The sequence below is a fragment of the Acinetobacter sp. YH12135 genome (genome assembly GCF_013418565.1).
Classification (GTDB): Bacteria; Pseudomonadota; Gammaproteobacteria; order Pseudomonadales; family Moraxellaceae; genus Acinetobacter; species Acinetobacter towneri.
Genome location: NZ_VPBU01000005.1, coordinates 51,202 through 74,972 on the forward strand (window position 1 = coordinate 51,202; position 23,771 = coordinate 74,972).

Here is a 23,771-nt window from a genome sequence, read left to right on the forward strand (position 1 = left end):
CTCAAGTGCAAGAAGTTCAATAACCATGAATCATTCAGAACTTGCAATCTAGCAAATTTCCTGAATAATGATATTTGACAATAGATATTGTCATGCTAGGAAAGCACAATAAAATAGAGGATGTTATATGAAATATGGATTATTCATTGCAGGCTTAATCGCAGCCAGTACCCTCAGTACTGCGCACGCATCCAATGCAGAACAGGTCAAATCTAACTTCGTAATCTCCAGTTATGCCAAAACCAAATACCCAATTGTGTTTACTCACGGTATGGCAGGTTTTATCAATATTGGTGGAGATCAGTTAGGTGTCGATTATTGGTACCAAATTTTACCCAATTTAGCACGTAACGGTGCTAACGCTTGGGCAACCCGCGTATCTCCATTTAACTCATCAGAAGTTCGTGGCGAACAATTGGCACAACAAGTCGATGAAATTCTTGCGATTACAGGCGCAAGCAAGGTCAACTTAATTGGTCACTCACATGGTGGACCAACCATTCGTTATGTTGCAGGCGTCATGCCTGCTCAAGTCGCCTCTTTAACTGCTGTAGGTTCACCAAATAAAGGCTCACCTGTGGCCGACTTTATTCTAAAAGTCCAAGGTTCGGCCTTAGAAAAACCATTAATCGATATGGTTAATTTGGTTTCTAAAACCATTACTTGGGCGCAAGGTTTAGACCCCAATAGCTATCCGCATGACTCACTGGCAGGCGCAAATAGTTTAAGTTTGGCGGGTTCTGCACAATTTAACCGCAAATTCCCGATGGGTATGCCAACGACAAGTTGTGGTGAGGGAGCTTATCAAGAAAAAGGCATTCAGTTCTATTCATTTACGGGCAATACGGCTGTCACTAATTTACTTGATCCAGACTCAGCCATGTTGGCGACCAGTTTGTTGATTGATAATGGTCGTGATAATGATGGTTTGGTATCACGCTGCAGCGCCAAATTTGGTAAAACCATTCGTGATAACTACTATTGGAACCACTTGGACGAAGTCAATCAACTCTTGGGCATGAAAGATATTTTTGCACCAGATCCTGTTGATGTGTATCGTCAACATGCCAATCGCTTAAAACTACAAGGTTTATAAACTCAAATAGCAGACATAAAAAATGCGCCTAAACGGCGCATTTTTTAGCTGTAAAGCAAAGTTAAAATTAACCTTGTTTACGTGCTGGTAATTTCTCACGAATACGTGCAGCTTTACCAGACAATTCGCGTAGGTAGTAAAGTTTAGCACGACGAACGTCACCACGACGTTTCACTTCGATTTTCGCAACGATTGGAGAGTGAGTTTGGAAAACACGCTCAACACCAACACCGCTAGAAATTTTACGTACTGTGAACGCAGAGTTCAAACCACGGTTTTTCTTCGCAATTACAACACCTTCAAATGCTTGAAGACGTTCACGATCACCTTCTTTTACTTTTACTTGAACGATAACTGTATCGCCTGGTGCAAAAGCTGGGATGTCTTGCTTAAGCTGTGCATTCTCAACAGCTTGTACTAAAGGATGCTTACCACTCATGGGGTATCTCCAATATGTGTGGGTCAGAAGAGGTCTGATTTCCACTGGGTATAGAGGCTAAAACGCATAGACCCGATTGACTTTCCCTTTATGCCTGACCGCTTCAATGCATAAAGAGCCTATTTAAAAACTACAAACACACTGTCTGTAGCAATTTTGCTTAGACAAACCGATTACTTGGTCTGTCCTTGCGAATCTTTTAGCCATTTTTTTTGCTGCTTGCTCAACTCAACTTTTTCAATCAACTCAGGTCGACGCTCTAAAGTCCGTTGATAACGCTGCAAAAACCGCCATTTTTCAATATTGGCATGGTGTCCCGACTTTAGTACTTCGGGGACATCCAAACCTTCAAAATGGTCTGGCTTGGTATATTGTGGGCAATCTAAAAGACCATCCACAAATGAGTCTTGCACATGAGATTGCTCATCAGACATAGCACCTGGAAGTCTCCGAATAATACTGTCCAACAACACCATTGCAGGTAGCTCCCCACCTGATAAAACGTAATCTCCAATTGACCATTCCTGATCAACATAGTTTTGGATTAAACGCTCATCGACCCCTTCATAACGACCACACAATACAATTAATCCATCATATTCAACGAATTGTTGTACTGCAGTTTCGTTTAAGGTTTTACCTTGTGGCGACATATACACCACAGGTACATGAACTGCTCCTGCTTGCTGTGCAAGCTGTTTGGCATGCTGGATTGCTTGCGCCAAAGGCTCTGCCATCATCACCATACCTGGACCACCACCAAATGGACGTTCATCCACCCGTTTGTAGTTGCCCTGTGCATAATCACGTGGATTAATACAAGTAATTTGCATTAAATCGCGTTTTGCTGCGCGTCCGCTAATACCGTAAGCTGTAATCGCTTCAAACATTTCAGGAAAAAGCGTAATGACTGCAAAAAACACCGCAGACTCCTCTATTTTCCTGCTCTGCGAATCCTAAAAGGATTAATAATCTACGCCCCAATTGACATAGATGCGACTCGCTTCGAGATCAACGTGTTGTACCACATCTTTATGCCATGGAATCATACGCTCTTCGCCATCGACGCTATCGGCAGTTGCGCGAACCACCATCACGTCATTGGCACCTGTTTCAAACAGTTCATGGATTTGACCGAGGTTCACTTCTTGTTCGTCATCGTCCAGACCTAACACTGTTAGACCTTTTAAATCAGACCAATAATACTCGTCCACGCCCGGTTGAGGCAGTTGCGCTTTTGAAATCCAGATATTTGCGCCAACCAAGTTGTCTGCTGCGGTACGATCACTCACACCTTTTAAGCTGACCACCAAGCCTTTGCCATGTGGTTTCCAACGTTTTACATCGACCATTTGCCAACCTGCTTTGGTTTCAATGTACCAAGGCAGGTAGTCAAATATGTTGCTCATGGGTTCTGTATTGGAATAGACCCAGAGCCACCCATTTAATCCATATGCTGAACGTAGCTGTCCAATCTGAATACGATCTTCGGGCACATTCTGTGTTGGTGTCATGGGCTACCTACGACTTAATTTGTAAAAATTATGCAGCAGCTGCAGCTTTCTTCGCTTGAGCAGCTAAAGAAGCAACACGTTCAGAAGGTTGAGCACCTTGTGCAACCCAGTGAGCAAAACGGTCAGCATCTAAACGAAGTTTTTCTGCTTTACCTTGAGCTGTTGGGTTAAAGAAACCGATACGTTCGATGAAACGACCGTCACGCGCATTGCGGCTGTCAGTTACAACGATTTGATAGAATGGACGCTTTTTAGCACCACCACGAGTAAGACGAATAACTACCATGATACAACCTTATAGTTTTTACGGATTATCCCTGTATCGACCATCGATACATTTCAAACCCCTTTCATAGAGGGCAGTATTTTACGTGAATTTTGCCCTGAATGAAAGATCAAAACGTATTTATCCGCAGTTTTGAATTTATTTGCCGTCCCAGTTGGAGCTTGGCGATAATGCACAACTGGTTGCTCCTTTCTCCCAAAATTTTTCAGATTTATTGTTCAAACACAACCACCCATCGCCCGCTTGCAAGGTTCCTGTGATTGGCTTTGCAATTAAAGTCCAACTTGTTGCATTCGTCAAAGCCGCGTCAAAACTTAAACTATACAAAGCAGTACCTTGTTTAGGAGTAACCGTTGATCCATATATTTTAGAAATTGTTGCCCCCGAAAAAGAACCATTCATCCCTTTATATGCATTCATTCTTTCTGCAATAAACATCATTTCTGATTGAGCTTCTGCTCGATTTACCTTGATTTTATATTGTTGATAAGAGGGATAAGCGATGGCTGCCAATATTGCAATAACTGCAACAACAATCATCAACTCAATAAGGGTAAACCCTTGTTTTACCATGATTCAGCTCCATCTTCCTCATTACCACATGAGGTATAACTTACTTTCATGTAATCTTTTTTATTCATACACTTAGTACCCAAGCTATTTAATAAAAGAGCGTAGTTCTTTTGATCCAAACTCTCTGCTTTTATTGCCCAGCTACTTCCTATTGCAAACATGTCAGCCTGTGTTGATTTATTAAAATCTATCTTTTTATTCAATAAATCCGTTTTAATTTCAGGATCCTTGATGATAGTAATGTCTACATTCCCTTCTTTATCTTTGCCAAACTCGCTAACTGTATAAAAACCAATAATACTTAATTTATAGCTGGGATTAGTCGAATGAATAGGGAGTGAAATTTGCTGTTTTACCGTATCAAAGTTTGAACTCAAAACACCATCTTTATCTCTGTATAAATAACTTGCTTCAAAACCTTTATAACTAAAGTTTTTAGCTTTATGCCGCTCCAATTGCTCAGCAAGCTTTTGCATTTCCTGTTGTGCTTGAGCCAAATGTGAACGTTGTATATAAAGCTGATAACTCGGCAAAGCGATTGCAGCAAGTAACGCCACAATCACCACCACCACCATCAACTCAATTAAGGTAAAACCCAACTGCGACTTATTCTGTGAAAAAGGAGATTTCATTCTTTTCTCTCCTTCGTTGAATAACGTTCATACCAACGGTGAGGAATAAACCTTAAAACACCGCCGGCAGGTATAAACCGATTTCCTGCTGTAGGACAATCAGCACCCTCGCACTTTATATTTTCTGTACGTGTTGGATCAGGAATAATAATCCCTCTATTCCCTTGATTACTTGTCATTGGACCCACATTCAAGCTCACAATGCCAGAACCTAAATTGTATTTAAAGTTAGCATCTTCCTGACAAACACCAGAAGGCAGGCATATTCTCTGAGTGAAACTATTCCCTTTTACCCCAGCACCACAAGTTTCTGTTGAACCATCTTCTGATGCATCATAAAGTGTTGTATATAAATTACCTTCCATCGCTATTAATGGAGTAAGGCCTTTAATAGCTCCAGCAGACTCGTCCTCATTATCTAGATTTTTAGACAATGAATAGTACCACCCCCCCCAACCATCAACTTTATCAATTTTTGCACCTACTAACGTCTTAGAGTCTTTCGAACTCACGAGTGTACTTAATGGCATTAGTTGATTTAAATTAGGTGTATCTGCACTTGTAGCAAGTATTTTATCCTTACCTTTTTCACTAATAGTTGGATAATATTGGCCGGTTGGATGAATGTCATATTCGTAGATTGCATAAACTGCATCCATTTGAAGACCATCAGAATCAGTTTTTTGTGGAGATCCATTCACCCCAAGAAGAGGAGAACTTTTATTACCAGAAATAAATGTTGCCATCACAATATTTCCACCTTCAGTATAAGCATTTGCACTATGGTGGGCTGTAAAAACAGGTGGAAGATAGAACCTTGGACTCATTCCATCATTTGAATGTAAATTCAAGATACGTGTCACTCGAGGACTAAAAGTATATTTACCATTTTCTGGTTTATTTAAATCGACACGAAATGCCTGGCCCGCTAAATCACCAAAATATAAATGATCAACGATACCATCATTATTTCTATCAATAGTTTTAATGTCGCTGACTACACTAAACTTAAGGTCTTCATGGCTAGTATGAGCATCAGGTTGTAGATAACTCGTCTCATCTCCTTCTTCTTTAGTAATAGAATGTTTAGTTTTGCTTGCATACCAAAGTAGGTCTCCATTATCAGCATCAAACATGTAGACACCAGAGCCAATTTCACGATCACTATCTACATCTTGTCTATAATTATATTTTTCATAACCCTCATATCCTGTACGAACACCGTCAGCATCATATAAGCCATCGCCATTTGGACCACCAGCATCGTAGCCTCCACCCACAAACATCACCAGTTTACGTTTACCATTCCAGTTCACATAATCTAGTTTAGGCTTAGACCAGCTTTGTCCCATCTTTGCAATTGCAGGATAGTGCTTAATTACTAACTCTATTTTCCCATCTTTGGTTTTTTTGGGTCTACGTACCGTTCCAGTTGAAGGATCAATATGAAACTTAACTTTTGGTTTATACGAATCTCCCTCCGACATATCTGTTAAATCCAGTGCATAATAGCTTCTTCCTCCCATGCGAAGACCACCATACACCCATTGTTTGCCAGTTAGATTTTCTTTTTCGCCTTCCAAACCACCTGCAACATTTCGAATAACACCATCTACAGTTAATGTGCCATCATCTTTCGAAACATATACGGTATGGTCAGTCCACTCTCCATCTACTCCATAGTAAAGTGCATTCTTACCATTATCCCAAACACCTGCATTATATTTAAATAGCTCATACTGCTTTTCAGCCATTTCCTTAGGCAAAAATGCAAATTTTTCAACCCCAGTTTCAGCATCTACTACATGTAACAAACCTTGTGTCGTTCCAAAAAGTACAAAATCTTTACGACCTTCGGTATCAATTACAACCTTCTTATCTGCATTTAGTTTCGCTACAGCTTCACCTTCTTGTGTAAGTAGAACAGGTAAAGAATGCAGTAGACTTCCCATCTGACGCATATTTGCAGTTTCATCTGCTAAATCTTGATTGGCATCAGAAATATTATATCCCAGCAGCCCCATGAGACCTTTAATACGATTGGCATCATCAGTCTTGGTTTTTGCATCAGTTGTATATTGATGTGTAATTCGTACTAACCCTAAATTCTGCTTAATTTGATTACCTGCACTTTCTGCACTATCAAATTCATAATCTGTAAGTAAATTACGCCCTGTAATCTTGGAATCCGTTGCAATTGATGTACCTAACGGCAGTTTTGCTAATGCTCCATATTTTGCAAAAATTGAAAGTCCTTCGGGAGCTGGAGGCATGCCTTTTGCCCAAATATCTCTAACATCTTGCAGCCGACTTTTTTGATTAACTTCTACGACAACTTTCTTCTCGCCGTCTTCATCTGCAAATACACCATTATTAACGACATAGAATTTTTTTAAGTTACCAAACCATAATTGTTGTTTTGCATCATCGTCTACTTTTGGCTCAAATTGCGGGAAGTATGAATAGGGTTGAATAATTTCAGGGTTAAGTGCGTCTAAAGGAATTGTCGATGACCCGGTACTAATACTCGGGATAGCTCCGCCTACCTTACCAATAAAGTCATTTAAACTACGCACTACCTCTTCCGACTCTCTAGCGGCAATAAACCCGCCCTCACCATACTCCCCCCCTTCTTCTGCTGCTAAGCCCCAGTCGTATGCATTTTGAGCATCTTTATTCATTGATGAATATGTACCATCAAACACACTCCCAAAACCAACAACTGCCGTTAATACTTCACGCTTTGCTTCACTTACATTTAAGGCGTGTTGGATTACATTCGGATCATTTAATGATTTCGCAAAGGAGCCTATAGCTTTCCAATCAGACTTTTTAAGTCCAGAAGAAGTTACAACTCCTTCATTTTTCGCATTAACTCCAGACAACCCACTCGAAAAAGAATAACTACTAGACATTCTTAGAGCTTTTTGCATTAAAAACGATGTATTGGTAGGATCAGGAGATTGAGGTTCACCATCTGTTAAGAAATATATTCCTTGTCCACTACATTCCGCACTTCCGGAAGTTTTATCCAATGGGCTTACATAATTATTATCCTTTACAAGTTCCGTGTTTTTCAAAGCTGAAACATTAATACCACTATACGTCCCTCCACCTGTTGTTGTACCCAACAAATAAGCAGCCGCCTCCGCATAAGCAGCTGATGTAGGAGTTCCTCCTCTACCTTTGAAATTAGTATCCCTGATTAATTCTAAAACAGCTTGCCGTTGATTAGATCCAATATCATCCCATTTTTTTGCGGGTATAGTCATATACCCCCTAGCATTAGTATCACTTCCACTACCATAATATGGAAATAAACCAATACCAATTTTAACATCTTTTTTAATGCCCTTTTTTCCGATCTCCGTTGTATCATTATAAACAGGCATCATTGCTAAAGTGTATAATGCATCTTTTAATCGACTCAATCGATCATATATTTTTTTATCATTCTCTTTGATGTAATAATAATTATTACTATCTTTACTCATACCTGAAGGTATCGTAGGTCTAGAAATCTCAGTAGTACATAATGATTTTTTGAATGCACCATTTTCACCACATGAATACCATTTTTCTTCTACAGGAGTACAGCCCCATTCATATCTTCTACAATCGCGTTGTGGAATCTGCTGATAATAATACGTGGTTACATCTGCCGTACAAAATCGTCTTAAATAACTAGCAGGTGATGGTAATGTTTCTCTATATGAAGATGTATTCGAATATTTTTTATCGGTTGCTCCTTCTGGATAATCGCAGGCACTTTCACCGGCTTCAGAAACATCCATACTCCCTGATGTATCTAACATCATCACGACCACACCAGAACTCGCAGATGCAGAAGGTTTAGTATAAATTTCAATATCACTTGCATACGTATTTGTACTTTGCGCAATCAATAATGTAATTGATGCTGCTAATACAGAAACTTTAAGCTTTTGTACCACTTTAGCTTCACCCTGTAGAGGATGGTTTTGAACAATTAATTTTTTCATCTTTTCATCTCCTACGAGCTAGCTTTCAGCGAGCGCAGACTATATTCCATTTCTTGAGTGCTATATGGGACATTTAATTGGGATAGACAGTCGGTAACTGTTTCATTTTTAACAAGAGGATCTACAAAGCTCGTGTAATTTGATAAACATCCGCTCACCTGTTTAAGACTTGCATTTCCTAAATTTGGCAATATGGATGTCGCTGTAATTGCGACTTTTTGAATACCAGTACTTTTTGAACTTTCTTTATCATCACCTTCCATCATGTGTTCCCAATCACGAGAGGCATCTGCTGCACGAATAGAAACCTGTGTCATCACAGCTTGACGACCACTAATAAAATCACCACGTTCAACCTTACAAAAACCATTAACACCCAACTCAGTATTCATAATTGAATTACCTACCCAATAAACTGAGCTCGCAATACGACTACCCGAAAAATTATCAGTCACAGCCCCACGAATACAGAAGACTAACTCTTTACCTTTGTTTTCAGGTCTCAGTACATAAGCTAACATGCCATCACCAATCCGCATTTGAGCAAATGTCAAATCATCACTCGTTTTATTTTCTAGGGTGTAAAACACTGAGTCACTGTTTTGCATAAGCAATGATTGAGCTTGAGCATTGGTAGAAATATTGAGTGAAGTAATACTTGAGCGAATAGCCCAGGTTCCCGCAATAGCAATAATAACTAGCATGATCAGTACGACAATTAAAACTGCACCAGACTGACTTTTCATATTTTTAATGTTTATCATAGCGCCAATCCTATTCCTGCTTCTCTATGCCAAAACCATTTCTTAGAGCAATAGTCTGAGTCACAATGCTGCGCATATATTGATCATTTTTAGTATTAGGTTTCAATTTAGAATTTACATTTAATATTTCATACAATTTATCTTCATTAAATAAATCATTACTACCTGTAGAATTCGTTGAACGTACTAACATTCCCACTTTTAACATTACAATTTGCGGCTTCGTTGTTAATGCCATATAGTCATTTATTGAGATATAACCAAAACAGCTCATCAAGGCATCTGCGGTTTCTGTATCAACACATTTATCCTTAGCAACGCCTAACATAACCCCAAAATAATCCACTCGAGGAATGATAACTTCGCCATTTCCACTTAAATCGATTTTTGCTGGCTCATCACCTGTATAAGTAAATGCTTTACATGCCAAAGAAAAAGGTTCATTAGGTTCATTTTTAGCAGTGTCTTTACGAATAAAATACTTTTGAACCACAAAGGTATTTACTGGGATTTTTGCACCCTCGCAATCAAACTGATCTTCCATCATATTTTTATATTGAATGACTAATTGATCACTTTTCACACCCGATAAATTAGATGTATTTTCTATATTACCAAGCGACAAAGCATCTACAAGCTCGACATCACCTAGTCCTGCACCCGTTCTTTTTGAAGTATAATTTTTCGCATCAAGCACAATACCACCATGCAGAACACTGTCATTTATAACGACATCTGAAGCATTTAAATTTGCGAGGCGAATATCTCTAACAACCGCTTCTAATCCAAACAAAGCATCATTTTGTAAATTAGACATAGCTTGCTGACTTGAAACACCTTTTTGCGCTGTTAATGTCAATTGAATAGCTATTGCACTGACAATTAGGCCAAGTGTTAAGGCAATCATTAATTCAAGTAAAGTAAAGCCTTTATTAGCGTTTTGAAGACCTCTATTCATTAGTAAGACTCCATAACTAAACATTGAGCATTAGCAACATAACTTCCACTTGTAGAAACACATTGATCAATAGATGTTTTTATATCTGTATCGCCCCACGCTACATAAACACAACTTAATGTAGAACCACGACAAGCATCTATTCTTACGACATGTCCATTGGCAGTAGCCTTCTTATTTATTTCAGAAGCATCAAAGTCAGCCATTTTTTCAGCATTACAACTTGGAGTATATGCACTTGCACTACCCACACAGCCTGTCTCATTGACTTTATTAGCATTAATAGAAGTTTTATATTGATCAAAACCAGATTTATTTGCTCTCATTCGCTCAGATAAATCACGTGCAATATTAATAGCGAAGGTTCTATCCGCTGCTTCATTTGCTGCATCCATTGCTCTTAATTGCAAGGCAGAAAAACCTAAAATTCCAATCGCAATCAAAAGCAAAGCAACAAGTACTTCAATCAGTCCCACGCCATGTTGTGATTTTATATGTTTTGAACTCATTAGCATTGCCCCGACTCTATACTTGTCACAGTGCCATTCATCGATACCGAAATCGTTCTACTTTGTTTTATTTCAGGATTACATAATGAAAATTTCAATGGAATTCTCACGACCTTAGTAGATGAATCTGCTGGATCAATAATAGTTTTTGTCCGCTGTAACGGTTGTCCAATAGGTGTAAATACGACATCTGAAAAATCAACATCATTTGCAGTATTATCTAATATGATATTTTCTGATTTTGGAGCCCAATACTTTAGAATTGAAGTATTTTGGCCATGTTGAAATTTAAGGGTGACATTGGACCTCAATGTTGTTGCTTGAGCACGAGCTTCACTTAACACAAAAGATAACTCTCTTGTTTCAGCATCTAATTTTCTTTTTTCAATTAAATTCCCAAACGAAGGAGCAGCCAAAGTCGCAATAATTGCTATCACAGCAATTGTCACAATCAGCTCTATTAACGTAAATCCATTATTTTTCTGCATACTCCACCCAAGACACAGACTTTGCCCTATTAAAATAGTAACCAACAACTTTACAAAACCCTCACACTTCAGGATAAAAGGCATAAAAAAGCAGATAACCGTCATATAACGGTTATCTGCCTATTTTTGATCATTTTTTTAAAGTGTTTTGTACTTTGCAGTTTAAGCCTGTGTTACAGGAATACGTAACTCTTTGGGCAAACTAAAGGTAATGTTTTCTTCACGGCCTGCCAGCTCTTCAGGGGCGGTTGCACCCCAGTCCTGCAAACGCTGAATCACTTGTTTGATTAAAATTTCTGGTGCAGATGCGCCTGCAGTTACACCAATTTTTGTATTCGGTTGAAACCATGCTTGTTCCAACTCGTCTGCATTATCCACCAAATAGGCGCGTTTCCCCATACGTTCAGCCAACTCACGTAAACGGTTAGAGTTAGATGAATTTGGCGAACCCACCACCAACACCACATCACATTGATTGGCCAAGTCACGTACAGCATCTTGACGATTTTGGGTGGCATAACAAATATCGTCTTTACGTGGCCCTTGAATATTCGGATATTTTTGGCGCAAGGCATCAATCACTTTGGCTGTATCATCAATCGACAAAGTAGTTTGCGTTACAAAAGCCACTTTATCTGGATGCTGAACCGCAAGTGCAGCCACATCATCTTCATCTTCTACCAAATAAATTTCGCCGCCATTTTTCTTGTCGTACTGACCCATCGTCCCTTCAACTTCGGGGTGTCCTTCGTGACCAATTAAAATCGCCTCTGTGCCTTCACGCGCATATTTGGTGACTTCAATATGTACTTTGGTGACCAACGGACAAGTCGCATCAAATACTTTTAAGCCACGACGCTCCGCTTCTTGCTGCACTGCTTTAGATACGCCATGTGCACTAAAAATTACGATGTTGTCATCGGGCACTTCATCTAGCTCATCGACAAAAATCGCGCCGCGTTGGCGTAAGTCATCTACCACAAATTTATTGTGTACCACTTCGTGACGTACATATATAGGGGGGTTAAAACACTCAAGGGCACGATTTACAATCGCAATTGCTCGGTCTACACCTGCACAAAAACCACGTGGATTCGCCAATACAATTTCCATAGAACCCTCTATGTTAAAGTTAAATAGGTCGGATGTTTAAAAAATTATGCCAACAAAAGCCATCTTGGCTATTTTGTTTAAGGGGCGTCTACTCTAAAATAGAGAAGATATTTTATCATATCAGGAAAAATATCATGTCGGGTCTATTGTTTGTCGTTTCTGCCGCTTCAGGAACAGGCAAAACATCCCTCGTTAAAGCCCTGCTTGAGCGTGTGAATAATTTACACGTTTCAGTTTCTCACACAACACGCGGTCAACGTCCCGGCGAACTCGATGGTGTGCATTATCACTTCACGCAAAAACAAGATTTTATCGACTTGGTAGAGCAAGGCGGTTTTATTGAGTATGCAGAAGTGTTTGGCAACTATTATGGTACCGCGCAAGCCACGGTTAAAGAGCAGTTAGCCAAAGGTCACGATGTGTTACTGGAAATTGACTGGCAAGGCGCTCAGCAAGTACGCAATCTTTTTCCTGAATCGAAGCAAATTTTTATTCTTCCACCAAGTCAGTTTGATTTACGCGAGCGTTTGTCTAACCGTGGCACCGATGCAGTCGATGTAATTGAACATCGTCTAGGCTGCGCAGTTGAAGACATGCAACAATATGTCAATTTTGACTATGTGATTATTAATGATGACTTTAATAAGGCTCTGCACGATTTAGAATCGGTGATTACGGCTAATCGTTTGGTGATGGCGCAGCAGGCACATCGTCATCAAGCCTTGATTCAAAAGTTAATTAGCCCGCCAAGCGCGTGATTAAAACTTGAGTCTATAAGCAAAGCACCTTATACTGCACAGTCTGTTTAAATTTATTATTCGAACGAGAATTCTTATGGCACGCGTTACCGTTGAAGATTGTTTAGACCATGTAGACAACCGCTTTGAGCTTGTACTAGTGGCAAGCAAGCGCGCGCGTCAATTGGCACGTCAAGGCATAGAACCTACCGTTGAGTGGGACAACGATAAACCTACCGTTGTTGCTTTACGTGAAATTGCAGAAGGTCACGTTTCTAAAGACATTTTGAAACAACGTGATCAAGATTATCAAACTTCGAGTCTTGACCTTGCACTTTCTGCAAATAATTTGAATTTAGATGGTTTTTCTTTCCAATAAGAACAACTTTCTAAAAAAGCCTAGTTTTTTACTAGGCTTTTTTGTTGTCTGAACTTTAATCTTGCGCTAAAAACCGTTATAACATAAGGATTAAGACCACAGGGTCTGTTGACATTTCATAAATGGTTTGCGCTGTAGGCTAAAACTGAGCAGATCAGGCATGAAACGAAGGGAATAGCGAGACTATTGCCAAGTTTCATAACGCAATCTGAGAAAGTTTTAGCCACAGTCCTTCGGAACGAGCATATTTTTTGCTGCTATTGCGTTATGAGTCAGTCATTTAGAATGACTAAATTTCCTGTCTCATGCCTTATATCAGCTAAAAAACCTTGCGAGATATATCTCTCACGTCGCAAACATAGACGAAGTGTCAACAGACCCTAATTTAGTGCCAAATTTATCACTATTTTGGCATGAAAAAAATTGACAAGTCATGCAATATGCTTTTCATTATAAGGTCTAACTGTAGATTCGTTATCACTTGTATTTTAAAGGGTGTTATATGCCAGGCACGATGGTCAGCCAAGCCAAACAACAGCTTCAAGCCATGATCGAACCTTACCTTAGCGTAAGTGAAGTCGAACAGGTGCTTACGGCTTGCGATTATGCCGAGCATGCGCATGATGGCGTTACCCGTAAAAGTGGTGAACCGTATGTGTTACACCCGATTGCGGTCAGTTGTATTTTGGCGCACATGCGTTTGGATGCCGACACGCTCATTGCTGCCCTATTGCATGACGTCATTGAAGATACTGACTACAGCAAAGATGACATCACAGAGAAATTTGGACGTACCGTTGCCGAGCTGGTCGATGGTGTAACCAAACTCAGCCATTCCAGCGACAAGGAATACAACAAAGCCGCATCGTTCCGTAAAATTCTGCAAGCGACCTTACAGGATCCACGTGTCATTATTGTGAAACTAGCAGACCGCTATCACAACATGACCACATTAGATGCGCTGCGACCAGATAAACGCGCACGCATCGCTCAAGAAACCTTTGATGTATTTGTACCCATGGCACGTATCGTGGGTATGAATGAAATGGCAGATAACCTTGAACATCTGTGTTATCAAAACCTAGATTTAGATATGTATAACGATGTGCAAGCTGCCCTTTTGCACACCAAGCCAAAACGCTGTGAATACCAGTCCAAATGGGAACAAAATCTTGCCGACCTACTCCAAGACAATCAAATTGCAGGCCGTATTAAAAAGAAAAATAACAATATAGAATTACTGCGCCACTTTGTTAAAAACGATATTGATCTACAAGAACTGACCCACAGCCACGCCTTCGAAATTATTTTACAAAGCATTGCCGACTGTGACCGTTTGGCCGATATTTTACGTGACAACTTTCAGGTCTTGCATTATGAAGATCATATTCGTCGCCCCCTACCAGGCGGTAACCAATCACTCATGATGCGTCTAAAAGGTGAACAAACCACCTTATCACTCACCATTCAAACTGAATTGATGCGTAAAGCGGCACGTTTTGGCGTAGTCTTGGGTGAAAACGCACCACAAGCCTGCCGTTCTGCCATTCAAGCCTCTATGAAAAGCTTAAACGTGTTGGTTGATGGTGAATGCGCTAAAACCACATTTAGCGATTTACTGGATTATCTACACCAAGAGAAAATTCATGTTTATACCCCGCATGGACATTTACATGAATTGCCGCAAGGCGCCACCGCGGTTGATTTTGCCTATGCAGCCAGTTTATTCTTAGGTAACCACGCCGTCGGTACAAAAATTAATGGTGAAAGCAAACCGCTGTCAACACCACTCATCAGCGGGCAAGTGGTCGAAATCATCACCGATGTGTTAGCCACACCAAACCCAGACTGGCTAAGTTTTATTAATACCCAAAAGGCCCGTCGTGCCTTACAAAACATTCTGCGTGATCAGGATATTGAAGAACAGCGTTTGGTAGGTCAGCAAGCCCTGAACCGTGCGCTGAAATTGTTTAATCACTCGATTCAAGACTTGACCGAAGCAGATTGGTTAAATGTGTTGCAATGGCGTCATATCGACTCCAAAGACCGTTTATTTGAGCAAATTGCAGTCGGTGATTTATTGCCGCAGTTGGTGGCAAACCACATTTACGCACTTGATCAGGATAGCAACGAACATTCTGACCGTCTGATTCAAGGTACAGAAGGTATTGACGTCAAATATGCACACTGTTGCAACCCGGTGCTGGGCGATCCAATTCAGGGCAACTTGTCACGTCGTGGTTTGATTGTGCATCGTGCGCGCTGCAACAACTTACTGCATGAGCAGCATCAACATCCTGAAAATATCATGCCGCTACAATGGACTTCAGAAGATGTCGATGACGTGAGTTTTACCGCTTACCTCAGCATTGATATGGATATGAATGACGAACAAATTTCCGATTTGATCTATCAATGCCGTAAAGCGAAAACTGGGGTAGAGATGGTACGCAGCCACGATGGCAAAACGCATGTGAATATTGTGGTCAATAACCGTAAGCAAATTGCCAAAATTATTCGTGATTTGCGTATGCACTTCGGTTTTCCACGAATTAGCCGCTTAGCGCGTCCCATCAGCATCGCAGAAGAAGCCAAAGCTTGTTAATTCAATGCGCTGCATGGTGATATTGCCACACATTCAAGCGATTTTGCATAACTGACTCATCAGGCTACTGAAATGCAGTCGGATGGTCTATGATGTTTATAAATTATTTTAGGAGAAATCAATGTCTCGCCAAGTCATCCATACTGAAAATGCACCTGCAGCAATTGGTACTTACTCTCAAGCCATTTTAGTGGGGAATACCGTTTATTTATCAGGTCAAATTGGTTTAGACCCATACAGCATGGAATTGGTAGAAGGCATTGAAGCGCAAATTCGCCGCGTGTTTGATAACTTAAAAGCAGTCTGTGAAGCTGCGGGTGGTTCTTTGGCCGATATCGCCAAGCTCAATATTTTTCTGACTGATTTATCTCACTTCCAATTGGTCAATCAGATTATGGGGGAATACTTTGCACAACCTTACCCTGCACGTGCAGCCTTAGGTGTGGCCAGCTTACCTAAAGGTGCTTTGGTTGAAATGGATGGCGTGGTGATTATCAACTCATAAGTCATTATCATTCAAATACTTAAAAACAAATAAACGATGCCACCTATTAAGTGGCATTTTTTAATTCAAAAACCCAATTACATTAAATGGCTTTTCAAATGATTTTTATTGACAAACGATAATAATTATCAATAATAACTCTTATCTTATTTCATTATTGTGGTTGCATTCATGTACGTTTGCTTATGCCGTGGTATTACAGATCAAGACATTAAAGAAGCCGTTGCCAATGGTGCAGACAGCTATCGTGAAATTCGCGATATGTTTGACTTAGGCACTTGCTGTGGTCGCTGTGCGCCTGAAACTCGCGCCATCATCAGTGATGAAATTGCTCAAATTGCGTCTCGTCTCGCCATTGCTGCATAAATCTCATATTTTCTAATACATTTCCCCACATTTAGTTATTTAAATTTTTACCGTGTTTTTCCTCCCCCGCTTCCGACTACAGCGGGTTTTTCTTGGCTTACATTTTTCCACATTGCCTAGCCAATTGTTTTTGATTGCGATTTTCATTTGCGGTCTGGGGTCTATTTATACTTCATCTACGTTTGCGACGACGCATATTTTTTAGCTGATATAAGGCATGGGACAGGAAATTTAGTCATTCTAAATGACTGGCACATAACGCAATAGCAGCAAAAAATATGCTTGTCCTGAAAGGCTGTGGCTAAAACTTTCTCAGATTGCGTTATGAAACTTGGCAATAGTCTCGCTATTCCCTTCGTTTCATGCCTTATCTGCTCAGTTTTAGCCTACAGCGCAAACCATTTATGAAGTATAAATAGCCCCTAAATCACTCGCCATTTTGCCCAGTCTTGTTTAAGATAGAAGCATAGATTGCCTTAAGCGGTTTAAGGCAGAAATTGTTGATGGAGTGCTGCAATGAAAGGCAATCGCGATGTGATTAATCAGTTAAACCAAGTGCTATATCATCACCTGACTGCAATTAACCAATATTTTTTACATTCACGTATGTTTAATGATTGGGGCATTGAACAACTCGGCTCGGCTGAATATAAAGAGTCGATTCGTCAAATGAAACATGCTGACAAAATTATTGAACGTATTTTATTTTTAGAAGGGCTGCCAAACTTACAGCACTTGGGCAAATTATATATCGGTCAGCATACAGTTGAAGTTTTGAACTGCGATGTGCGTAAAGTCCAAGAAAATATTGAAGCGATTCAAAAAGCGGTGGTTTTAGCAGAGCAACAATTGGACTATGTAACCCGTGATTTGGTTCAGGAAATTCTGGAGAAAGAAGAAGAGTACTTAGACTGGGCAACGACACAACTTGATTTGGTTGAAACGGTAGGCATTGAAAACTATATTCAAAGCCAACTCTAAAATTCATCTGGTTTAGATAACTCAAAAGACTGGTTTTCCAGTCTTTTGTTTTTTGGGGCACTTTACCTAAAATTCAGTATCTTGCCTATCTCTAATGAAGAAGCTCTCAATATCAATATATTTTACTTATGCGCATTTTAAATTCTTGGATTTATAAAAAAGTATTTATAACGCAAAAAAATGTTTCATGGGTTGCATCTGTTGATGCAATATCCGAATAATAAAAATTCCATAATCCTGTTTTTTATAAAAAATAGCATGTTGATGATGATCGTGACGGCGTATTCCCTCGCCAATATCTACACATGCATAACCAATCAGCGGTGAACTCACTAACAAATGAAAGGTATTTTCCAAATGTTGCGTGTATTGGTCAGCTTGAGCTACACCAAAATTAAGTAAGGTGTATTCATAAATAGCAGTGAAGTCGTCGACAGCTAAATTTGATAGCTTATACACGATGCTTCTGCTTCACTTGAGCCGCAATATCTTTTAGGCTAAGTGTACTTTCTCCACTGTTCTCACCTGCTTCAATCGCTTGCTTTAAAGCTGCAGTTTGATTTTCTTGCTGCTCCAATAATCTTAGTGCAGATCGCATCACTTCACTGGTTGAACCATAACGTCCAGATTCAATCAGTTTGCTCACAAAGTTATCGAGTTGTGGGCCAATTGTTACACTTGTAGTTCTCGCCATCAGCATGCCTTATTGTTTGAATAGATCATACAATTCTAACACAACTCCCTTTATCTGAACAAAAGTTCAGCATCTCTTTAAATTTTCGCACATGAAATCAATTTTATAATGAATACCCCCTCTCTTTTTAAAGAGAAGTTGGGAGAGATTTTCAACATTGAAAATTTTCACCATATTTGGCTCACTATTTTCAAATCCCCCTCCTTGCGCTACACAAATCAGCGCGGCTCCGCTTCATCCAATAAAGTCGCATAATCTACATTGACCTGCCACAAAGTGCTTAATAACCATAATTGCTTTTTGGCTTCTGCTTCATAACCGTTAAATGCTAATACGCGTGCATATTTCAATAAATCGTAGCGGGTTGGATAATTCAACACAATTTCATGAATATCCTGCAATTGTTCAGGCGTTTGTAGGCTATACGGATTTAATCGAATCCACGCAATGCGGCGGTTAAATTCTTCGAGTACCAAAATACGCTCATGATGGGTGATTTTTTCAGGTGTGTGTTCGTAGCGTACCGACTGATTTAGTTTGGGCACCATTACTTCATAATCACTATAAATCAGCATCAGCAACAATGCGCCAAGTACAAAAGTAATGCGTAAATAAATTGCAGATAAAGTGAAGCTTTTGAACACACGTTGTGACTGAACCATGCCGATAATAAAACCTACAGGTAGCAAGAAGTAGGCATAGTTTTGTGGAAATTCCAGCATGGCATGTACGCTAAATGCACCGAGCATTAAAATACCCACAACCGATTCCACCGACTGGGTATATTTATGCAACTGGTAACCCCAATAGCCCAAATATGCCAAAAACGGCACGCCCAATATCACACCATTCCAAAGTAAAAAATCCAAAATAAAATTGTGTGCGCTACGAATCCACACAGGGCCTTGCACAAATTCACTAATCGTGACATACGCCACGCTGGTTTGATGCCAACCATAGCCCCACCACGGTTGATGTTCAATCGCAGCGAGCATTTGCTGCCAAATTGCCAAGCGTGACATATCACCTGTAGCGCGTTGTACTACATCACGAGATTGCACCGAAAGGTCTGCACTTTGTGAGAGCAATTGACTAAAAGCAGGTGCGATAAAAATTAACCCGATAAATGCGACAAACCACAGCAAGCTATAGCGCCATTTAATCCGCATCACGCCACGGTATTGTTGATAGCTCAAATAGGTCAAGAGACACAGCGATGCCAACCATGAAGTCCGTGATTGACTCAGTACCACACCCACTAAAATCATGGCAGCAGCAATCACAATCCACACGGTTTTAAGTTTTTGTTTTTCGTATAAATATAGGCATGCCATAAGCGACGTGACTAAAAAGGTCGCCATATTATTCGGTTGGGCGAAGTTAGCATAAGGACGTTGTCCAATTCTTATATCCACCATAATAGGTAGATATTGATCGAGTGTGAGCCACTGGCAAATCGCCATGAGTGCGGTGATGCTACCCGCGCCCAACAACACATAACTAAAGCCTGTAAAGATGCGTTCACGTTCGATGCTGTTTTGAGTGAGGTTATAGCCAAAAATGATTGCTAACCAAAAACTGAAGATGTACACGCTGCTGAGCAGAGCTTTGTCAAAGAAGTAGACCAAGCCAAAGCCCCACTGAATAAGTGGAACACTACACAGTGCTAGTAATGGCAGGCTGATTTCAGGTATCTGTAATTTTTCTTTTAAAAGGCAGGCTGCAAGGGCAAACAGGGCAAAAAATGCGTAGAGTTCACCTGTATAGGTGACCCATGGGCGGTAGTGAATGGGCAAAAGCCATGCAAGGGAGATGAGGATGGCAGCCAAAAATAGCAATGCAGATTTCATAAGAAAAATAGACCAAAAAACTGGCTCTATCTTATATTTTTTTAGGCAAGATGATAGTGCTTTGTGTGGCAAGTTTGATTGGAATTCTGCCAGTCTTAAAATGGGATGATCGCATGGGGAATACTTAAATTCCCCATTTTTAACTTAAGAAATTATTTCCACGGTCTTAGGTCTACTATTTTGATGATAGATGCAGATTCTTTATTGACTAAAACCACCATATCTACCACATTAGCTTTTAAAGGTAGCCACGCGTCAGCCTTTGGATATTTTGCTAAAGCTTTTTCAACGTCTGCTTTTGAGTTGTACTGTTCTAATTCCTTCAGTGGTAATGCGCGTTGTTGGATTTGGGTTTTGGCTTGCGTGAGTTCTATATAACGCTCAGGCTGCTGAGCAAGAGAGATTCCACCTAATACTTCAGTAAACATATCATCTTGACGTTGTTGTGCACTAACTGCCAATTTTACTGCAGCAAATTTTGGACCAACCGATGACACCTGTTGAAATCGAGGCTGGGCTTGATCAATATTTACTAAAATAATGTCATTCTTTCGTACTAATTCAAAACGATCCACATTATAGACTAGCCATGCAGGACGACCTTGCTCCAAACTATAAACACCATACATCAAAGCCGAGATTTGAATCAAAATAATGACCGACAAATCAAATTTTAAGGTTTTTTTATGTTCTTTATAGACAAGCAACCCAAGTAATGGACCAATAATAATATCAATAGCAAATAACATTAAAATGATATGAGTTACACCAACAGTTTTTGCAAGTGGTGTAGGATACCAACAATAAAAAATGAGTCCAAGCAACACCAGAGCAACGATAAAGGACAACGTTAGATGCTTGATAAAAAAATGTATACGCTTTGTCATAACCAATTACTTCACATTTGGGGCTGATAGATCATCATGATTTTTTAAAAATAGTGATGCAATATCATTGCTATTTTTTGTAGGAATTTTAGATAAATCTTCAAATAAAGCATTTTTATTATACAAGGCATTTGACACCTCAAAATAATGATTTGCCTTCTCAAAATTCTCATTAAAGTAGAATATTTGTGCCATTTTATACAAATTATATTCAGTTGGCTGGCTTTTCACATAATGCTCAAACAATTCCAAATTTGAATCAGGGTAATTATGATCTATTTTTGCAACAATAAAATCTGCTCGATCTGAAAACTGGGAAAATAACAGAGAATATTTATGCTGTAATTTTCCAGTATTTTCCATGCCAGATGCATAACCAAAATCACTCAGCCACTGATCATACTGTTTAAATATTAAAGCATAGAAACAAATTGAAATAAGAAAAATACATTGCTTTAATTTCTCATTAACTAAAAAATTTTTACAATTACAATCGATCAGTAATAAACCAATAAAGAAACCTAATGGAAATAAAAAATAGCTATAATACAAAGGAAACTCAAGCTGAGCATGCACCAATATACATAACATCATCATAAACACATATAGTTGTGGCAAACTATGAATACTTAAAAAAATTCGTTTTATAAGATACAAGCTATATCCAACAATTAAGAGGGCCAATGGAATGCCCACCCACAAAACTAAATCAATCATAATATTATGTGCGCTTGATAAATTCCCTTCATTTTTAAATAGAAGCACCCCTTCTAGCTGTGCGATTGTTGTTTGAAACCAACCATACCCTAACCATGGTTGTTGCATCGCGGCATAGTACATATGCTTCCACATTTCAATACGACCTAACCCACCATTTAGTCGTTCTTGCACTGGAATTGGCTTGACTAGATTTAGATATTCAGAAATTTCAGCATTGAATATAAAGACAAATAAATAGGTAAATAGAGCAGTTAAAGCAATGTAAGGCGTTGATTTTTTTTTAAAATTATTTTTATTAACTATGCAAATAATAAAAAATACACATAAAATAATCCATGTCGTTCTCGATTGAGTTAATGCAAGTGCCCAAACCTCAAAAGGGAGGAGCAGAATTAAAAATATGTTTTTAGACTTCATATGCTCATATAAAAATAGAAGACTACAAATACCGAGCATAAGCAATGTTGCTAAATGATTCGGCTGACCTAAATTTGCATAAGGTCGATTGTGACTTAAATTTAAGATATAAGGATGAGAGATTTGAAGCCATTGTGCTATGGCAAATAAGCTACTAATAAATCCAACTACAGCAAAAAAGTAGGCAATATACTTAATTATATTTTCTTTTTCTGCTAGCTGAATACTGTTATATCCATAGACAATTGAAGCTAAAAATCCAAATAGAAAACAGAAGCTGAAAAAAGCGGTCGAAAAATAATAAACTTGACCAAATAAAAATTGTGTAAATGGCACTAAGCAAATAATAAATACTGGAATTAGTAAGATTGGGAAATTAACATTTTTTTTATAAAAATAGATTAGAAATAATATAAGCCCTAAAAACCATAAAAAATCCTGTGAAGAAGATATAAATGGAAATACAGATATTCCTATAAAATAGGATAGTACAAAGCAAAGTAAAATAGTAAAAATTATAATTTTCATATTAATTATTAATAAAAAAAAGCTGACCGAAGTCAGCTTTTTTATGAAATATTATGATTGTGCTGTACGACATGAAGCTGGTAAATATTTAGCCATCTTAGCTGCAGCTGTCGCATCTACTGGCCCACATGACCACTCTTTGATTAATGCACCATCTACCGTATTTGAAGGACCTGATACAACTGCTGTTGTTAATTTATCACCACCACTCACTAATGGGGTCATTACAATTAGTTCTCCCGCTGCACCCTTAAGTTCAGACTTATCTACCAATTCAACAGTAATTTGTCCAATAGCTGGATTCGCACTAGCAACTGTAATCTGTTGTACATATTTAGTTGCAGCAGTATCATCATCACCCTGCTCACATCCCCATTGACCTACTGCTGGAACAACACCTGTATCTATTGCTTCCGTTACTGCTGTACGGCAAGAAGAAGCAGCTAGGATACCTTCTGAAACTTTAGAACGTACTGTATAGTCTTGGTAAGCAGGAAGTGCAACTGCCGCCAAAATACCGATAATCGCAACAACGATCATTAATTCGATCCATTCCATAAGTCACTTTATATGGACATACATCAAACCATTGAATTATATTATTTTACTTATTAATTCATCTTGTCCATATGGACATGCTTTTTGATAGACAAAATTTTGAGTTTTGTCCATATCAAAAAATAGCTATTGTTGAGTGCGATAGGATTAATTTTATAAAAGCAGACTGGT

At 39.1% G+C, this 23,771-nt stretch carries 25 protein-coding genes; 7 read left to right on the forward strand and 18 right to left on the reverse strand.

Annotation, left to right across the window (positions count from 1 at the left end):
* The first annotated feature begins 127 nt into the window (after window positions 1-127).
* Entirely contained in the window at window positions 128-1,096 is a 969-nt protein-coding gene (locus FTU70_RS04525) for a triacylglycerol lipase (protein WP_180060117.1), read from the forward strand.
* Window positions 1,097-1,163: 67 nt separating this feature from the next.
* Here FTU70_RS04525 and rplS read toward each other — a convergent pair whose 3' ends face one another.
* From rplS to ispH, 12 genes are all read right to left on the reverse strand, one after another.
* The gene (gene rplS, locus FTU70_RS04530) at window positions 1,164-1,535 is read right to left on the reverse strand and encodes a 50S ribosomal protein L19 (RefSeq protein ID WP_004974529.1); all 372 of its coding nucleotides are present in this window, start codon (window positions 1,533-1,535) and stop codon (window positions 1,164-1,166) included.
* Window positions 1,536-1,708: 173 nt separating this feature from the next.
* Entirely contained in the window at window positions 1,709-2,458 is a 750-nt protein-coding gene (trmD, locus tag FTU70_RS04535) for a tRNA (guanosine(37)-N1)-methyltransferase TrmD (RefSeq protein WP_179997169.1), read from the reverse strand.
* Between the two features lie 42 nt (window positions 2,459-2,500).
* The gene (gene rimM / locus FTU70_RS04540) at window positions 2,501-3,049 is read right to left on the reverse strand and encodes a ribosome maturation factor RimM (protein ID WP_180060119.1); all 549 of its coding nucleotides are present in this window, start codon (window positions 3,047-3,049) and stop codon (window positions 2,501-2,503) included.
* A 28-nt stretch (window positions 3,050-3,077) separates the two neighbouring features.
* Window positions 3,078-3,335 (reverse strand): 30S ribosomal protein S16, encoded by a 258-nt coding sequence (gene rpsP, locus FTU70_RS04545; protein WP_004974526.1) that lies wholly within the window; start codon window positions 3,333-3,335, stop codon window positions 3,078-3,080.
* A gap of 138 nt (window positions 3,336-3,473) precedes the next feature.
* Window positions 3,474-3,908, reverse strand: coding sequence for a type IV pilin protein (locus tag FTU70_RS04550; RefSeq protein ID WP_180060121.1), 435 nt, complete (start codon window positions 3,906-3,908; stop codon window positions 3,474-3,476).
* Window positions 3,902-4,540 (reverse strand): type IV pilin protein, encoded by a 639-nt coding sequence (locus FTU70_RS14425; protein WP_180060123.1) that lies wholly within the window; start codon window positions 4,538-4,540, stop codon window positions 3,902-3,904. Before FTU70_RS14425 ends, FTU70_RS04550 begins: the two co-directional genes overlap by 7 nt.
* Window positions 4,537-8,541: a hypothetical protein gene (locus FTU70_RS04560; RefSeq protein WP_180060125.1), complete on the reverse strand. Its 4,005-nt coding sequence runs from the start codon at window positions 8,539-8,541 to the stop codon at window positions 4,537-4,539. The genes FTU70_RS14425 and FTU70_RS04560 overlap by 4 nt, the downstream gene beginning before the upstream one ends.
* An 11-nt stretch (window positions 8,542-8,552) precedes the next feature.
* Window positions 8,553-9,305, reverse strand: a complete 753-nt coding sequence (locus FTU70_RS04565) for a hypothetical protein (protein WP_180060127.1) — start codon at window positions 9,303-9,305, stop codon at window positions 8,553-8,555.
* Between the two features lie 10 nt (window positions 9,306-9,315).
* Complete coding sequence (locus tag FTU70_RS04570; RefSeq protein WP_180060129.1) at window positions 9,316-10,263, reverse strand: PilW family protein; 948 nt, start codon at window positions 10,261-10,263, stop codon at window positions 9,316-9,318.
* Window positions 10,263-10,778, reverse strand: a complete 516-nt coding sequence (pilV, locus tag FTU70_RS04575) for a type IV pilus modification protein PilV (RefSeq protein WP_180060131.1) — start codon at window positions 10,776-10,778, stop codon at window positions 10,263-10,265. Before pilV ends, FTU70_RS04570 begins: the two co-directional genes overlap by 1 nt.
* A complete protein-coding gene (locus FTU70_RS04580; protein WP_180060134.1) occupies window positions 10,772-11,260 on the reverse strand; it encodes a Tfp pilus assembly protein FimT/FimU in 489 nt (162 codons plus the stop codon). The genes pilV and FTU70_RS04580 overlap by 7 nt, the downstream gene beginning before the upstream one ends.
* 162 nt (window positions 11,261-11,422) lie before the next feature.
* Window positions 11,423-12,373, reverse strand: coding sequence for a 4-hydroxy-3-methylbut-2-enyl diphosphate reductase (gene ispH, locus FTU70_RS04585; RefSeq protein ID WP_180037797.1), 951 nt, complete (start codon window positions 12,371-12,373; stop codon window positions 11,423-11,425).
* Between the two features lie 134 nt (window positions 12,374-12,507).
* On the opposite strand from ispH, the gene gmk reads away from it, so the two are divergent.
* The 6 genes from gmk to bfr all read left to right on the forward strand — a co-directional run bounded on the left by gmk (window position 12,508) and on the right by bfr (window position 17,946).
* Window positions 12,508-13,131 carry a guanylate kinase gene (gene gmk / locus FTU70_RS04590; protein WP_004974513.1) on the forward strand — a complete coding sequence of 208 codons (624 nt, stop codon included), beginning with the start codon at window positions 12,508-12,510 and terminating at the stop codon, window positions 13,129-13,131.
* A gap of 76 nt (window positions 13,132-13,207) precedes the next feature.
* The gene (rpoZ, locus tag FTU70_RS04595) at window positions 13,208-13,489 is read left to right on the forward strand and encodes a DNA-directed RNA polymerase subunit omega (RefSeq protein ID WP_004809957.1); all 282 of its coding nucleotides are present in this window, start codon (window positions 13,208-13,210) and stop codon (window positions 13,487-13,489) included.
* 502 nt (window positions 13,490-13,991) lie between these two features.
* Window positions 13,992-16,094, forward strand: coding sequence for a bifunctional (p)ppGpp synthetase/guanosine-3',5'-bis(diphosphate) 3'-pyrophosphohydrolase (locus FTU70_RS04600; protein ID WP_180060135.1), 2,103 nt, complete (start codon window positions 13,992-13,994; stop codon window positions 16,092-16,094).
* A gap of 121 nt (window positions 16,095-16,215) precedes the next feature.
* Window positions 16,216-16,599: a RidA family protein gene (locus tag FTU70_RS04605; RefSeq protein ID WP_004809961.1), complete on the forward strand. Its 384-nt coding sequence runs from the start codon at window positions 16,216-16,218 to the stop codon at window positions 16,597-16,599.
* Between the two features lie 171 nt (window positions 16,600-16,770).
* Window positions 16,771-16,965, forward strand: coding sequence for a bacterioferritin-associated ferredoxin (locus tag FTU70_RS04610; RefSeq protein WP_131260630.1), 195 nt, complete (start codon window positions 16,771-16,773; stop codon window positions 16,963-16,965).
* Window positions 16,966-17,481: 516 nt separating this feature from the next.
* The gene (bfr, locus tag FTU70_RS04615) at window positions 17,482-17,946 is read left to right on the forward strand and encodes a bacterioferritin (RefSeq protein WP_131260631.1); all 465 of its coding nucleotides are present in this window, start codon (window positions 17,482-17,484) and stop codon (window positions 17,944-17,946) included.
* A gap of 165 nt (window positions 17,947-18,111) precedes the next feature.
* Here bfr and FTU70_RS04620 read toward each other — a convergent pair whose 3' ends face one another.
* The 6 genes from FTU70_RS04620 to FTU70_RS04645 form a co-directional block, all read right to left on the reverse strand.
* Window positions 18,112-18,405 carry a type II toxin-antitoxin system RelE/ParE family toxin gene (locus FTU70_RS04620; protein ID WP_070153485.1) on the reverse strand — a complete coding sequence of 98 codons (294 nt, stop codon included), beginning with the start codon at window positions 18,403-18,405 and terminating at the stop codon, window positions 18,112-18,114.
* Window positions 18,398-18,640 (reverse strand): type II toxin-antitoxin system ParD family antitoxin, encoded by a 243-nt coding sequence (locus FTU70_RS04625; protein ID WP_004974509.1) that lies wholly within the window; start codon window positions 18,638-18,640, stop codon window positions 18,398-18,400. Before FTU70_RS04625 ends, FTU70_RS04620 begins: the two co-directional genes overlap by 8 nt.
* Before the next feature lie 218 nt (window positions 18,641-18,858).
* The gene (locus tag FTU70_RS04630) at window positions 18,859-20,490 is read right to left on the reverse strand and encodes a PglL family O-oligosaccharyltransferase (RefSeq protein WP_180060137.1); all 1,632 of its coding nucleotides are present in this window, start codon (window positions 20,488-20,490) and stop codon (window positions 18,859-18,861) included.
* A gap of 152 nt (window positions 20,491-20,642) precedes the next feature.
* The gene (gene tfpZ / locus FTU70_RS04635) at window positions 20,643-21,377 is read right to left on the reverse strand and encodes a TfpX/TfpZ family type IV pilin accessory protein (protein WP_168542254.1); all 735 of its coding nucleotides are present in this window, start codon (window positions 21,375-21,377) and stop codon (window positions 20,643-20,645) included.
* A 6-nt stretch (window positions 21,378-21,383) separates the two neighbouring features.
* The gene (locus FTU70_RS04640; RefSeq protein WP_180060139.1) at window positions 21,384-23,042 is read right to left on the reverse strand and encodes an O-antigen ligase; all 1,659 of its coding nucleotides are present in this window, start codon (window positions 23,040-23,042) and stop codon (window positions 21,384-21,386) included.
* Between the two features lie 51 nt (window positions 23,043-23,093).
* On the reverse strand, window positions 23,094-23,600 hold the full coding sequence (locus tag FTU70_RS04645) for a pilin (RefSeq protein ID WP_180060141.1): 507 nt from the start codon (window positions 23,598-23,600) through the stop codon (window positions 23,094-23,096).
* Window positions 23,601-23,771 lie beyond the last annotated feature (171 nt).

Excerpts from the sequence above, each read along its gene's own strand:
- FTU70_RS04525 (WP_180060117.1), top strand. The coding sequence starts at position 128 with ATGAAATATGGATTATTCATTGCAGGCTTAATCGCAGCCAGTACCCTC.
- rplS (WP_004974529.1), bottom strand. The coding sequence starts at position 1,535 with ATGAGTGGTAAGCATCCTTTAGTACAAGCTGTTGAGAATGCACAGCTT.
- rimM (WP_180060119.1), bottom strand. The coding sequence starts at position 3,049 with ATGACACCAACACAGAATGTGCCCGAAGATCGTATTCAGATTGGACAG.
- rpsP (WP_004974526.1), bottom strand. The coding sequence starts at position 3,335 with ATGGTAGTTATTCGTCTTACTCGTGGTGGTGCTAAAAAGCGTCCATTC.
- FTU70_RS04550 (WP_180060121.1), bottom strand. The coding sequence starts at position 3,908 with ATGGTAAAACAAGGGTTTACCCTTATTGAGTTGATGATTGTTGTTGCA.
- FTU70_RS14425 (WP_180060123.1), bottom strand. The coding sequence starts at position 4,540 with ATGAAATCTCCTTTTTCACAGAATAAGTCGCAGTTGGGTTTTACCTTA.
- FTU70_RS04560 (WP_180060125.1), bottom strand. The coding sequence starts at position 8,541 with ATGAAAAAATTAATTGTTCAAAACCATCCTCTACAGGGTGAAGCTAAA.
- FTU70_RS04565 (WP_180060127.1), bottom strand. The coding sequence starts at position 9,305 with ATGATAAACATTAAAAATATGAAAAGTCAGTCTGGTGCAGTTTTAATT.
- FTU70_RS04570 (WP_180060129.1), bottom strand. The coding sequence starts at position 10,263 with ATGAATAGAGGTCTTCAAAACGCTAATAAAGGCTTTACTTTACTTGAA.
- pilV (WP_180060131.1), bottom strand. The coding sequence starts at position 10,778 with ATGCTAATGAGTTCAAAACATATAAAATCACAACATGGCGTGGGACTG.
- FTU70_RS04580 (WP_180060134.1), bottom strand. The coding sequence starts at position 11,260 with ATGCAGAAAAATAATGGATTTACGTTAATAGAGCTGATTGTGACAATT.
- ispH (WP_180037797.1), bottom strand. The coding sequence starts at position 12,373 with ATGGAAATTGTATTGGCGAATCCACGTGGTTTTTGTGCAGGTGTAGAC.
- gmk (WP_004974513.1), top strand. The coding sequence starts at position 12,508 with ATGTCGGGTCTATTGTTTGTCGTTTCTGCCGCTTCAGGAACAGGCAAA.
- rpoZ (WP_004809957.1), top strand. The coding sequence starts at position 13,208 with ATGGCACGCGTTACCGTTGAAGATTGTTTAGACCATGTAGACAACCGC.
- FTU70_RS04600 (WP_180060135.1), top strand. The coding sequence starts at position 13,992 with ATGCCAGGCACGATGGTCAGCCAAGCCAAACAACAGCTTCAAGCCATG.
- FTU70_RS04605 (WP_004809961.1), top strand. The coding sequence starts at position 16,216 with ATGTCTCGCCAAGTCATCCATACTGAAAATGCACCTGCAGCAATTGGT.
- FTU70_RS04610 (WP_131260630.1), top strand. The coding sequence starts at position 16,771 with ATGTACGTTTGCTTATGCCGTGGTATTACAGATCAAGACATTAAAGAA.
- bfr (WP_131260631.1), top strand. The coding sequence starts at position 17,482 with ATGAAAGGCAATCGCGATGTGATTAATCAGTTAAACCAAGTGCTATAT.
- FTU70_RS04625 (WP_004974509.1), bottom strand. The coding sequence starts at position 18,640 with ATGGCGAGAACTACAAGTGTAACAATTGGCCCACAACTCGATAACTTT.
- FTU70_RS04630 (WP_180060137.1), bottom strand. The coding sequence starts at position 20,490 with ATGAAATCTGCATTGCTATTTTTGGCTGCCATCCTCATCTCCCTTGCA.
- tfpZ (WP_168542254.1), bottom strand. The coding sequence starts at position 21,377 with ATGACAAAGCGTATACATTTTTTTATCAAGCATCTAACGTTGTCCTTT.
- FTU70_RS04640 (WP_180060139.1), bottom strand. The coding sequence starts at position 23,042 with ATGAAAATTATAATTTTTACTATTTTACTTTGCTTTGTACTATCCTAT.
- FTU70_RS04645 (WP_180060141.1), bottom strand. The coding sequence starts at position 23,600 with ATGGAATGGATCGAATTAATGATCGTTGTTGCGATTATCGGTATTTTG.